At 62.2% G+C, this 12,453-nt stretch carries 11 protein-coding genes; 9 read left to right on the top strand and 2 right to left on the bottom strand.

Annotated features, from left to right (window positions below; genetic code table 11):
- Positions 1 to 3: 3 nt before the first annotated feature.
- From BLR25_RS09450 to BLR25_RS20955, 7 genes are all read left to right on the top strand, one after another.
- Positions 4 to 1,473 (top strand): cell division protein ZipA C-terminal FtsZ-binding domain-containing protein, encoded by a 1,470-nt coding sequence (locus BLR25_RS09450; protein WP_245715514.1) that lies wholly within the window; start codon positions 4 to 6, stop codon positions 1,471 to 1,473.
- A 9-nt stretch (positions 1,474 to 1,482) separates the two neighbouring features.
- The gene (ligA, locus tag BLR25_RS09445) at positions 1,483 to 3,504 is read left to right on the top strand and encodes an NAD-dependent DNA ligase LigA (protein ID WP_091936912.1); all 2,022 of its coding nucleotides are present in this window, start codon (positions 1,483 to 1,485) and stop codon (positions 3,502 to 3,504) included.
- 13 nt (positions 3,505 to 3,517) lie between these two features.
- Complete coding sequence (gene galU / locus BLR25_RS09440) at positions 3,518 to 4,390, top strand: UTP--glucose-1-phosphate uridylyltransferase GalU (RefSeq protein ID WP_091936910.1); 873 nt, start codon at positions 3,518 to 3,520, stop codon at positions 4,388 to 4,390.
- Positions 4,387 to 4,935 carry a hypoxanthine-guanine phosphoribosyltransferase gene (locus BLR25_RS09435; RefSeq protein ID WP_091936907.1) on the top strand — a complete coding sequence of 183 codons (549 nt, stop codon included), beginning with the start codon at positions 4,387 to 4,389 and terminating at the stop codon, positions 4,933 to 4,935. Before galU ends, BLR25_RS09435 begins: the two co-directional genes overlap by 4 nt.
- 1 nt (position 4,936) lies before the next feature.
- Positions 4,937 to 5,692 carry an S-methyl-5'-thioinosine phosphorylase gene (locus BLR25_RS09430; protein WP_091936905.1) on the top strand — a complete coding sequence of 252 codons (756 nt, stop codon included), beginning with the start codon at positions 4,937 to 4,939 and terminating at the stop codon, positions 5,690 to 5,692.
- Positions 5,685 to 6,209, top strand: coding sequence for a peptide deformylase (def, locus tag BLR25_RS09425; protein WP_091936903.1), 525 nt, complete (start codon positions 5,685 to 5,687; stop codon positions 6,207 to 6,209). Before BLR25_RS09430 ends, def begins: the two co-directional genes overlap by 8 nt.
- Positions 6,210 to 6,478: 269 nt before the next feature.
- Entirely contained in the window at positions 6,479 to 7,081 is a 603-nt protein-coding gene (locus BLR25_RS20955; protein WP_143009811.1) for a DUF6701 domain-containing protein, read from the top strand.
- Here the strand turns inward: BLR25_RS20955 and BLR25_RS09420 are convergent.
- Both BLR25_RS09420 and map read right to left on the bottom strand, forming a co-directional pair.
- Entirely contained in the window at positions 7,005 to 9,596 is a 2,592-nt protein-coding gene (locus BLR25_RS09420; RefSeq protein WP_245715513.1) for a [protein-PII] uridylyltransferase, read from the bottom strand. The genes BLR25_RS20955 and BLR25_RS09420 overlap by 77 nt on opposite strands.
- Complete coding sequence (gene map / locus BLR25_RS09415) at positions 9,584 to 10,393, bottom strand: type I methionyl aminopeptidase (protein WP_091936899.1); 810 nt, start codon at positions 10,391 to 10,393, stop codon at positions 9,584 to 9,586. The genes BLR25_RS09420 and map overlap by 13 nt, the downstream gene beginning before the upstream one ends.
- Before the next feature lie 308 nt (positions 10,394 to 10,701).
- Between map and rpsB the strand changes: the two genes are divergently transcribed.
- A complete protein-coding gene (gene rpsB, locus BLR25_RS09405) occupies positions 10,702 to 11,439 on the top strand; it encodes a 30S ribosomal protein S2 (protein WP_091936895.1) in 738 nt (245 codons plus the stop codon).
- A gap of 105 nt (positions 11,440 to 11,544) precedes the next feature.
- Complete coding sequence (gene tsf / locus BLR25_RS09400; RefSeq protein ID WP_091936893.1) at positions 11,545 to 12,438, top strand: translation elongation factor Ts; 894 nt, start codon at positions 11,545 to 11,547, stop codon at positions 12,436 to 12,438.
- Positions 12,439 to 12,453: the final 15 nt, after the last annotated feature.

Genomic DNA, 12,453 nt, shown 5'->3' with positions numbered 1-12,453 from the left:
ACTATGACCGAACTGCAGATAGGTCTGATCGGCCTCGGGGCCGTCGCCGTATCGGGCGTGGTGGCCTACAACGCCTGGATTGAATACCGCCACCGCACCTTGGCGCAGCGCCTGCTGGAGCCAGCGGAGGAAGACGTGCTGGTGACCTCGACGGACGACGAGGCGCCGGCGATGCGTGTCGAACCGGAAGAAGCGCTGCCGGACGACGAGCCGGCGATGAGGACGGAGGATGAGGATATCCCCGCGCCGGTAGCCGAGACGCCGATGATCGAGCGGCGGATGCCGGCCGAGCCGGTGCCGCAACGCATCGAGCCGGTCCTGCGTGTCGACGCCGTCAGCGGTGAACGGATCGAACCGGTGTTGCGCGTCGAGGACGATGTCATGGCGCCCCCGGCGCCCGTTTTGGCGCCCGACGCCACACCCGCTTCCGTGCCTGCTTTCACCCCCGAGCCGGTTGTGCCGACCCGGCCAGCACCGCCTGTCCAAGCGTCAGCACAAGCAGCGGTGCCGCCCAGGCCGGTGACAGCGCCGCGTCCGCCGGTTACCGCTTCGCCGATGTCAGCGCCGAAGGCTGCGCCCAGTCGGGTCGAGCCTGTCGAGGTGGCGCCGGCAGCTCCTGCTACCAGCGACGAATTCCGTGAAGTGGCCGAACCGCAGCACCTGTTGTCGGCGGAGGTCGATTACATCGCCGCGCTTGAAGCGATCGAACCGGCGCCGGCGGCGCAAATCCTCGGTGCCGTCAAGGAGGCGCTTGCCCATGTGCGCAAACGCGTGCTCTGGTTCGGTTTTAACGAGACGACGCGCGAATGGGAGGCGATCGAGGCCGGCAGCGATACCCCGTACCGCAGCCTGCGCATTGGCCTGCAACTCGTCGATCGTCGCGGACCGGTGTCGGATGCCGAGCTGACGGTCTTCCATGTCGCCATGCATGATCTTGCGCATGCGCTGATGGCCATCGTCGATATGCCGCAACGGCAGAGCGCGCTCGAGAAGGCCGCGGCGCTCGACGCCTTCTGTGCCGGCGTCGATATTCAGATCGGCATCAACGTGGTCAGCGTTGCCACGCCCTTGCCGGGAACGAAAATCCGGGCCTTGGCCGAATCGGCCGGAATGGTGATCGAGAATGGCCGCTTTGTCCGCGTCGACGACGATGGCAACGTCCTCTACGTCCTGCTCAATCACGAGGCCGCGGGGTTTGTCGGGGAAGCGATGAAGACGATGACGACGCACGGGCTGACCTTCCTGCTCGATGTGCCGACCGTCGCTCACGGCGATCGCATCTTCGCGCAGATGGTCGATCTGGCCAAACGCTTTGCCGACGTGCTCAAGGGTGCGCTTGTCGATGACAACCGGCGTCCGCTCTCCGACGGTGCGCTCGAACCGATCCGGCGCCAGATCGCGCAGTACCAGACGACGATGGCGACGCGCAAGCTGCCTGCCGGCGGCGCTTTCGCCCAGCGGCTGTTTTCCTGAGGCCGACGCATGGAGGCCGCCGAGCGCGCCCGCGTCTTGCGGGCGGATATTGAAAACCACGATTACCAGTACTACGTCCTCGACGCCCCGAGTATCAGCGATGCCGAATACGACCGCCTGTTTCGCGAGCTGCAGGCGATCGAGGCTGCGCATCCGGAACTGCTGACGCCCGACTCGCCGACGCAGCGGGTCGGCGGCAAGGTGCTGGACATGTTCCAGCCGGTGCGCCATGCCGTACCGATGCTGTCGATTCGTACCGAGACCGACGACGGTGACAGCGGCGCCTTCGCGTTCGATGCGCGGGTGCGTCGCGAGCTTGGCCGGGACGAATCGGCGCCGCCGATCGAATACGTCGCTGAATTGAAGTTCGATGGATTGGCGATCAATCTGCGCTATGAGGCCGGCATGCTCGTCCAGGCAGCAACACGCGGCGACGGCGAATCCGGCGAGGATGTGACCGAAAACGTGCGGACCGTTGCCCGGATCCCCTTGCGCTTGCGTTCCGAGCTGCCGCCGGCCGTGCTGGAAGTGCGCGGCGAGATCTACATGCGACGCGCCGACTTCGAGCGTTACAACGAGCAGGCGCGTCAGCGCGGCGAAAAGACGCTGGTCAACCCGCGCAACGGGGCCGCCGGCAGCATCCGGCAGCTCGATTCGCGGATTGCCGCAAGCCGGCCGCTGGCGTTTTTCGCTTATGGCCTCGGCGAGGTGCGTGATTGGGAACGTCCTGCCACGCAGGCGGAAATGCTTGACGCGCTGGCGGCCTTCGGCCTGCCGGTCTGCGAACAGCGCGCAGTGTTGCGCGGCCCGCAGGCGCTCGCCGATTTCCACCGGCGTATCGGTGAGAAACGCGGTGAATTGCCCTTCGACATCGACGGCGTCGTCTATAAGGTCAATTCGTTGGCACTTCAGGCCGAGCTTGGCTTCGTCTCGCGCGAACCGCGCTGGGCCGTGGCGCACAAGTATCCGGCCGAAGAGGCGGCGACCGAGGTGCTCGGGATCGACATCCAGGTCGGCCGTACCGGGGCGCTGACGCCGGTGGCCCGGCTCAAGCCGGTCTTCGTCGGCGGCGTCACGGTGACCAACGCGACGCTGCATAACGAAGACGAAATCCGCCGCAAGGACGTGCGCGTCGGCGATACCGTCGTCGTCCGCCGTGCCGGCGACGTGATTCCCGAAGTGGTGCGGGTGCTGCCCGAACATCGACCCATCATGACGCCGGAATTCATCATGCCGGGCGCATGTCCGGTATGCGGCTCCGCAGTTGTGCGCGGGGACGACGAGGCGGTGGCGCGTTGCAGTGCCGGGTTGTATTGTGCCGCGCAGCGCAAGCAGGCGCTAATCCATTTTGCCTCGCGGCGGGCGATGGATATCGAAGGCCTGGGCGAGAAAATCGTGGAACAGCTGGTCGATGCCGGTCTCGTGCATACGCCGGCAGATCTTTATCGGCTCGATCTCGCGACGCTCGCCGGTCTCGACCGGATGGGCGAAAAATCGGCGTCGAATCTGCTCGCAGCGATCGACAAGAGCAAGCAGACGACGCTTGCCCGTTTCATTTTTTCGCTGGGTATCCGCAACGTCGGCGAAACCACGGCCAAGGATCTCGCTCGTCATTTCGGCGTGCTCGAGGCTTTGCTCGGCGCCGATGAGGAGGCTTTGCTGCAGGTGAACGATGTCGGGCCGGTGGTGGCGGCGTCGCTGCGCGGATTCTTTGCCGAGCCGCATAATCACCGGATCATCGAGGATTTGTGCAGTCTCGGCATCGTCTGGCCACAGGAAGAAGGGCGTGCCGCTGAACCGGGCGTATTGGCGGGGAAGACGCTGGTGCTGACGGGTACGTTGCCCTCGCTGACGCGCGACGAGGCCAAGGCGCTGATCGAGGCGGCCGGCGGACGCGTCAGCGGATCGGTGTCGAAGAAAACCGATTACGTGGTCGCCGGCGCCGAGGCGGGATCCAAGCTCGACAAGGCGCAGACACTTGGAGTCGCGGTGATCGATGAGGCACAATTACGCGTTTTGATAGGGTCATAATGAGGATAACATCATGAAAAAGGTTACCAAGGCGGTCTTTCCGGTCGCCGGACTCGGTACGCGCTTCTTGCCGGCGACCAAGGCCAGCCCGAAGGAAATGATGCCGATCGTCGATAAGCCGCTGATCCAGTACGCCGTCGAGGAGGCGGTCGCTGCCGGCATCACCGACATGATCTTCGTCACCGGCCGCACCAAGCGGGCGATCGAAGACCATTTCGACAAGGCCTATGAGCTTGAGACCGAACTCGCCGCCAAGAACAAGACGGAAATGCTCGAGTTCGTCCGCAACATGCTGCCGAAGAACATCAACTGCATCTATCTGCGCCAGCCCGAAGCGCTGGGCTTGGGGCACGCCGTGCTGTGCGCCAAACCGGTGGTCGGCGACGAGCCGTTCGCCGTGCTGCTGGCGGACGATTTGCTCGATCACGAAGTGCCGGTGATGAAGCAGATGACGGACAAATTCGACTATTACCGCTGCTCGATTCTCGGTGCCCTCGACGTGCCGCCGGCCGATACCGCCAGTTATGGTATCGTCAAGTCGGCGCCGGTCGGCGACCGGCTCGAACGGATCGAGGCGATCGTCGAGAAGCCCAAGCCCGAGGTGGCACCATCGAATCTGGCGGTGGTCGGGCGTTACATCCTGACGCCGAGGATCTTCCATCACCTGGAAACGGTGGCGCCGGGATCGGGCGGCGAAATCCAGCTGACCGACGGCATTGCTTCGTTGATGGCGGAAGAGCAGGTGCTGGCCTATCGCTATCTCGGCAAACGTTTTGATTGCGGCTCCAAACTCGGTTATCTGGAAGCGACCGTTGATTTCGGTCGCCGTCATCCCGAAGTGGGCGCCGCATTTTCGCAGTACCTCAATACCCTGGAAAATGCATGACCGACATTGAAAATGCCAAGGCGATTCTCGCCGCGGCCGATCTGATCCACTCCGCCGAGACCGTCAAAGTGGCGGTCTCGCGCGTTGCCGCCGAGATCACGCAACAGTTGGCCGACACCAATCCGCTCGTGCTGTGCGTGATGAGCGGCGGTGTGCCCTTTGCCGGGCACCTGATGACCCAACTCGATTTCCCGCTCGAGTTCGATTACCTGCACGTCACGCGCTACGGTCAGGAAACCTCCGGGGGCGCCTTGTCCTGGCGTGCAGCGCCGCGGACGCCGGTCGAAGGCCGGACGGTGATCGTGCTCGACGATATCCTCGACGAAGGGCTGACGCTGGCGGCCATCGTCGATCGCCTGTCGGAACTGGGCGCGCGGCAGTGCTATACGGCCGTGGCGACAGAAAAGTTGAACGGCAAGACAAAGCCGATCCGGGCCGATTTCGTCGCACTGACGGTGCCGGATCGTTTCGTTTTCGGCTATGGCATGGACGTCAGCGGACATTTCCGCAATCTGCCGGCCATCTATGCGATGAAAGGAGCATGAAATGCTCGCCGTGATCGGAGGCAGCGGCCTCTCGCAACTCGCGAACCTCGACATCTCGCACCGCGAGGTCGTGCGCACGCCTTATGGCGATCCCTCCGGTCCGGTCACGCTTGGGCGGATCTGCGGCGAACCGGTGGCCTTTCTCGCCCGGCACGGTTACGGACATACGATTCCGCCGCATGAGGTGAATTACCGCGCCAATCTCTGGGCGCTGCAGAAGCTCGGCGCGCAGCGCATCGTTTCGGTAGCTTCGGTCGGCAGTATCCGTCCCGACCTCAAGCCCGGCGATGTCGTGATTCCTCACCAGATCATCGATTACACCTGGGGCCGGAAATCGACCTTTCATGAAGGGCCGGATGGCAAGGTCACGCATATCGATTTCACCGAGCCCTATGACGCCGATTTGCGCCGGCAACTGATGGATGCCGCCGCCAGTGCCGGCGTGCCGGTCAGCGATTCCTCCGTCTACGCGGCGACGCAAGGGCCGCGGCTCGAAACGGCGGCCGAGATCGACCGTTACGAGCGCGACGGCGCCGATGTCGTCGGCATGACCGGGATGCCGGAAGCGGCGCTTGCGCGTGAATTGGGCGTGCCCTATGCGGCGATCAACCTGGTCGTCAATTACGCGGCCGGTCGCGCCGACAGTCGTCACGGGATCAAGTTCGAGGCGATCGAGAGCGTGCTGCAGGAGTCGATGAGCCACGTCCGCTCGATCATCGGCGAACTCGTCATGCGTAGCGGGTGCGGCTGTGCCTAGCAGGCCCGTGCTCCGGATGGGGGATTCCCGCCTGCTGCAACGGGCACGCGAGGTCACCGAGTTCAATACGCCCGAGTTGCTGGCGCTGATCGAGGAGATGATGGAGACCATGCGCGAGTACGATGGCGTTGGTCTGGCGGCACCGCAGATCGGCGTCGATCTGCGGGTGGTGATCTTCGGTTTCGAGCACAATCCGCGCTATCCGGATGCGGACGCCGTACCCTTTACCGTGCTCGTCAACCCGATTCTGACACCGCTCTCCGATGCGACCGAGGACGATTGGGAAGGGTGTCTGTCGGTGCCTGGCCTGCGTGGCAAGGTGCCGCGTTGGACGCGTCTGCGCTATACCGGATTCGATCCGCAGGGAAATCCGCTTGAACGCACGGTCGAAGGCTTCCATGCCCGCGTCGTGCAGCACGAGTGCGATCATCTCGATGGCATGCTTTATCCAATGCGAATTCGGGACTTTCGACAGTTCGGATTCAGCGACGTGTTGTTCCCTGACGCGCAGGCATAAGTCAGATACGGCCTGTTAGAAGAGGTGAAACATCTTTCCTCGACAACATGCCGGCAAGATAATGCCGTGTTGAGATGAACGCTTGTTTATAACGCTGCGCGGCAGGGGGCGTGCCTGCCGCTGAATCCTATCGACTCCATGTCGATTTTTGTTTCCCGCAAACTGGGTATCTTGTTTGTCTGGGCACGGCTATTTCTCTCGGGTCTGGCCCCGGCGCCAGTTGGACAAACTGAGGGTCGATCTGGGTGCCGTGCAACGGCGGCGTCGCATTGGCAAGCGGAGACAGTAAATCGAGCGCGACGCCGGTTCGCTCCGGACGCTTGCGCCTGGTTTCCGGCCGGGGGTCGGAATGGGCGCCTTATGTCGTGCGTAGCGAGGCGCAATACTGGACAGGCTCGTATGGGCAGACGAATCTTGCCGATAGTTGCACGACCTATGCCACAGCGAATATCGCGCTGTCCGGGACGACGGGCACGACGGTCAGCGCCGTTGGCGCCCTGGCGAACGGCTTCGGTTCGATCACGCTTGGCCAGCCAAGTGCCGCCGGCAAAGCGACCGTCTGCCTCGATATGGCATCATCATCGGACGGCTGCACCGCCGGTACGCCCGTGTCGATCGATTATCTGCGCGGCAACTGGACGGACTCGACCTATACGGCGGACCCGTCCGCGACGGTATTGTTCGGCCGCGCCGCCCAGAATACTCGCGGTAAATGGGGCTTTCTCTACCGGCGCAAGAATTTCCAGGCGGCGCTCGTAAAACCGCGGCCGCGGACACCGGGCAATGCTACTCGCATCAGCTTTTCAGTCGTTCGAGCAGTTTGCCTTCCAGTCGGATCCGGCTGGCACTGTCGGTCAAGTCGCCGCCGCTGATCAGGAACGTGTCCTCGACACGTTCACCGAGGGTGGCAATTTTCGCCGTTTGCAGATTGGCACCGTGTTCGGTCAGCGTTGTCGCCACGGTGAACAAGAGGCCGGGGCGGTCGGCTGCCGACACTGACATGACGAAGTTCGTGCCCTTGTCGTCGGGATAGATCGAAACGGTCGGCTGGATCGGGAAGTGCTTGACCTGCCGCGACAGGCGGACGTTGGCAGGGGTGTCCGGTGCCGTCTCGCGGTTAAGGCGGTCGCGCAGTTCGTGTTCGATGTACTGGATCAGGTCGCGATCGTCGTCGCGGCCGCTGACGTCGAGGACGATGAAGCTGTCGAGCGCGTAGCCGTGGCGGGTGGTATGGATCTTCGCGTCCATGATGTTGAAGCCGGCGCGGCTGAAAAAACCGACCATGCGCACGAACAGGTCCTTGATGTCGCGCGTGTAGGCGAGCACCTCGATGCCAGCGCCATGCCGACATATCCGCGCCTTGACCACCGGCTCTTCACTGGCGACGCGATAGTGCAGCATGCGCGCATGCCAGGCGATTTCCTCGGCGGAATGACGTTGGAAATAGACCGTGTCGAGCTGCTTCCAGAGGATTTCGTGCGCGCCGTCCGGCATCGCCAGAAAGCGCATCAGCCGTTCGGCTTCGTGCTGCTTTTCCTGAATCAGGCCCTGCTTCGGCGGTGTCGCGCCGTCGGAGTTCAGTACCCGCTGCGTCTGCCGGAACAAGTCTTCGAGGAGCTGGCCCTTCCAGGTGTTCCACACCTTTGGGCTGGTGCCGCGAATATCGGCGACCGTCAGCAGATAGAGCGCAATCAGGTGTCTTTCGTCGCCCACCAGCGCAGCGAAGGCAGCGATGACGTCGGGATCGGAAAGGTCCTTTTTCTGGGCGACACTCGACATTTCGAGATGCTGCCGCACCAGCCAGACGATGAGTTCGCGGTCCTCGGGATCGAGGCCGTGGCTTTCGCAGAATACCCGCGCATCCTCGGCACCGAGTTCAGAGTGGTTGCCGCCGCGGCCCTTGGCGATGTCGTGGAAAATGGCGGCGATGTAGAGCACCCAGGGACGATCGAAATTGCTGATCAGCTGGCTGCAGAAGGGGTATTCGTGGGCGAATTCGGTTTCGAGAAAGCGCCTCAGGTTACGCAGAACCTGCATGGTGTGCTGATCGACCGTATAGGCATGGAACAGGTCGTGCTGCATGCGGCCGACGATGTCGCCGAAGTTGGGCAGGTAGCGGCCGAGAATCTCGAACTGGTTCATGCGCCGCAACTCGTGCAGGACGCCGCGTTCCTGCTGGAACAGGGAGATGAAACAGGCCTTGTTTTCCGGCGAGTCGCGGAAGGCATGGTCGACCAGGGTACGCGCCCGCCACAGGGCGCGGATGGTCCGGGCGGTCATGCCGCGCAGCTCGGAATGCTGCTGCATGATCAGGAAGGCTTCGAGGATGGCGCCTGGCTTCTGGTTGAAAACGTCCTCGTTGGTCACGTCGAGCAGCTGATTGACTGCCTGGAAGCGCTTGTTGATCGGCACCGGCGGGTGGGGGCGCATCGGGAAGATCGCTGTACCGATGTTCTGCAGCAGGATGGTGTTGAGTTGCGTGATCGCCTTGGCAGTCCGGTAGTACTCCTGCATCAGCTGTTCGCTGGCGAGCAGCGAAGTCGTGTCAGCGAAGCCCATTTTCTCGGCGATGGCACGCTGGTGGTCGAACAGCAGCCGGTCTTCGCGTCGCCGCACATGGATATGCAGTTGAATGCGCAGGCGCTGCAGGAACAGTTCGCGCCGCTGCAGTCCATGCGCCTCCTGTTGCGTGATGAATCCGTGCAGTTGCAGGTCTTTCCAGGTGTTGCCGAATCCGGCCGCCTGGGCGATCCAGAGGATCGACTGCAGGTCGCGCAGGCCGCCGGGGCTCTCCTTGCAATTCGGTTCGAGGCTGTAGGGCGATTCCTGGTAGCGGAGGTAGCGTTCGGTTTGCTCGGTTCGCTTGGAATGGAAAAAGGTCTGCGGGTCGAGTTGCTTGCGGAAGGCAGCCGAGAGTTCGGCGAACAAGGCTTCGCTGCCGGCAAGCAGACGCGCTTCGACCAGCGCCGTTTCGATGGTCAGATCGCCGGCGGCTTCAGCCAGGCATTCTTCCGGCGTGCGCACACTGTGACCGATTTCCAGGCCGATGTCCCATAGCAGGCCGATGAACTGCTCAAGCGTCTCGGCGAGTTTGGGGTCCGGGCGTTTCGGCAACAGGAACAGCAGGTCGATGTCGGAGTAGGGCCACAACAGCCCGCGGCCATAACCGCCGACAGCAACCAGAGCCAGGGAGGGGTGGGGACAAAGCTCCTGCCAAATCTCGTGCAGGACGTCATCGACCAGTTGACAGCGCGCGTGCAGCATGCCCGGCGGGTCTCGGTCCTCAAGAAAGCGCTGGCAAATGTTGGCCTGTTCGGCTTGAATTCTCGGCTTGTAGCGCGCGATCAGCGCGTTGCGGGCCGCTTGCTGGGAGCTTATGCGGGACACTTGATCCAGTCCGGTTTGGGGCGAGCGCCCTCGGAGAGTGTGAGAATCTCGAAACCTGTCGCCGTCACCAGAATCGTGTGTTCCCATTGCGCCGACAGGCTGTGGTCCTTGGTCACGATCGTCCAGCCGTCGGCGAGTTCGCGGATGGCGGCCTTGCCGGCGTTGATCATCGGCTCGATCGTGAAAATCATGTTTTCCTTGAGTTCGACACCGGTTCCGGGCTTGCCGTAATGAACGACTTGCGGCTCCTCGTGGAAGCGTGCGCCGATGCCGTGGCCGCAAAATTCACGGACGACCGAGTATCCATTCTTCTCGGCGTATTGCTGGACGGCATGGCCGATGTCGCCGAGGCGGGCGCCGGGACGTACCTGGCAGATGCCGAGCCACAGGCATTCGAAGGTGATTTCGCACAGCCGTTTGGCCTGGATCGAGGCTTCGCCGGCGATGAACATGCGGCTGGTATCGCCGTGGTAGCCGTTCTTGATCGTCGTGATATCGATATTGACGATGTCGCCGTTCTTCAGCTGCTTGTCGCCGGGGACGCCGTGACAGACCTGGTGGTTGACCGACGTGCAGGTGGCCTTGGGATAGGGTTTGTAGCCCGACGGCGCGTAGTTGAGCGGTGCCGGGATGCAATCCTGAACATTGACCATGTATTCATGACAGAGACGGTCGAGTTCGCCGGTGGTGACGCCGGGTTTTACAAACGGCGCAATATAATCAAGCACCTCGGCGGCCAGGCGGCCGGCGACCCGCATCTTTTCTATTTCTTCTGGTGTTTTCAGGACGATACTCATGGTTCAAGGGGCTCGATGGCAGCACAAAGCCACGAGGATAAAGGATGCGGGCGATCGTGGCAATTTTGCGGCGTCCGCCACGAGCACCGAGACAGTGCATAGTGGTGGCTTTGGGTGGCTTCTAGTGGTAGAATTGCCAGGTTTTTCCGGCGAGTGCCGGGAAACAATGCGCGCCATGGTGGTGCGCGGGCTCGTCGTGATCGATGAGCTTATTACGCACATTCGCCCGATCAAGGGTGTTCGGTTCCGTTAATGGCCGGACGTAGCTGGGCGAATGGTGGTTCAACCCTGACATGAAAGAGAAGAGTATGTCTGCAACGATGCGTCAAATGCTGGAGGCCGGTGTCCATTTCGGCCATCAAACCCGTTTCTGGAATCCCAAGATGGCACCGTACATTTTCGGTGCCCGCAGCAAGATTCATATCGTCAACCTCGAAAAGACCCTGGTCAAGTACAACGAAGCCATGGCCTTCGTTCGCAAGCTGGCGGCCAACAAGGGAACGATCCTGTTCGTCGGCACCAAGCGCCAGTCGCGCGAAATCATTGCCGAAGAGGCGCTGCGCGCTGATTCCCCCTTCGTCGACCAGCGTTGGCTGGGTGGCATGCTGACCAACTTCAAGACGATCAAGCAGTCGATCAAGCGCCTGAAGGAAATGGAAACGACGCTTGAAGACGGTTCGCTCGACAAGCTGGGCAAGAAGGAAGCGCTGATGCTTCAGCGTGAAGTTGCCAAGCTGCAAAAGTCGATCGGCGGCATCAAGGAAATGAACACGCTGCCCGACGCGCTCTTCGTCATCGACGTCGGCTATCACAAGATCGCCATCACCGAAGCCAACAAGCTCGGCATCCCGGTCATCGCGGTGGTTGATACCAACCATTCGCCCGAAGGCGTCGACTACGTCATCCCGGGTAACGACGACTCCTCGAGCGCGATCCGTCTGTATGCGCGCGGCGTTGCCGATTCGATCCTCGAAGGCCGCAGCCAGTTCGTTGAAGAAATCATCGCGGCGTCTTCGGACGACGACTTCGTCGAAGAAGCCGAGTAATTATTGCCGACCGAAACGATCCGGCTGCGCGCCGGATCGTTTGTCGCGTCCTGTGTTCAATCGGACTGGCCTCAACGGCCAGTTCCTGTAACTGGAGAGAATGAAATGGCGGAAATTACCGCAGGCATGGTAAAAGAATTGCGCGAGAAGACCGACGCGCCGATGATGGAATGCAAGAAAGCGCTGACCGAAGCCGCTGGCGACATGGCCAAGGCAGAAGAAATCCTGCGCATCAAACTGGGCTCCAAGGCGACCAAGGCCGCCACCCGCATCACGGCCGAGGGCGTCGTGGCGGTCAGCATCGCTGCCGATGGCAAGACCGGTGCGATCATTGAAGTTAACTGCGAAACCGACTTCGTCGCCAAGAACGACGACTTCCTGGCGTTGACCAAGGTCGCCGCCGACCTCGTCGTCGAGAAGAACCCGGCCGACGTCGCCGCCTTGTCGTCGCAGCCCTTCGGCGAAGGAACGCTGGAATCGGCGCGTACCGCACTGGTCGGCAAGATTGGCGAAAACCTGACGCTGCGCCGCTTCGTGCGCGTCGAGGCGAAGGGCCGTCTGTCTTCCTACATCCACGGCGGCGCCAAGATCGGCGTGATGCTGGATCTCGTCGGTGGTGACGAGCAGCTGGGCCGCGACCTGGCCATGCACATCGCTGCGTCGAAGCCGAAGTCGCTCGATGCATCTGGCATTTCGGCCGAACTGCTCGACAGCGAGCGTCGCGTCGCGATCGAGAAGGCGCGTGAAGCCGGAAAACCGGAAGCGATGCTCGAGAAGATCGCTGAAGGGACGGTGCAGAAATTCCTCAAGGAAGTGACGCTGCTCGGTCAGGTCTTCGTCAAGGCCGAAGACGGCAAGCAAACGATCGAGCAACTGCTCAAGTCGAAGGGCGCGTCGGTTGCTTCGTTCACGCTGTATGTCGTCGGTGACGGTCTGGAAAAGCGCACCAACGACTTTGCCGCCGAAGTTGCTGCTCAGGCAGCCGCTGCCCAGAAATAATCCGACTGAAAGCGC

The organism is Propionivibrio dicarboxylicus, assembly GCF_900099695.1.
Lineage (GTDB): Bacteria > Pseudomonadota > Gammaproteobacteria > Burkholderiales > Rhodocyclaceae > Propionivibrio > Propionivibrio dicarboxylicus.
Note: the sequence above shows the minus strand (reverse complement) of the source record. Positions and strands in the feature narration are given on the sequence as shown.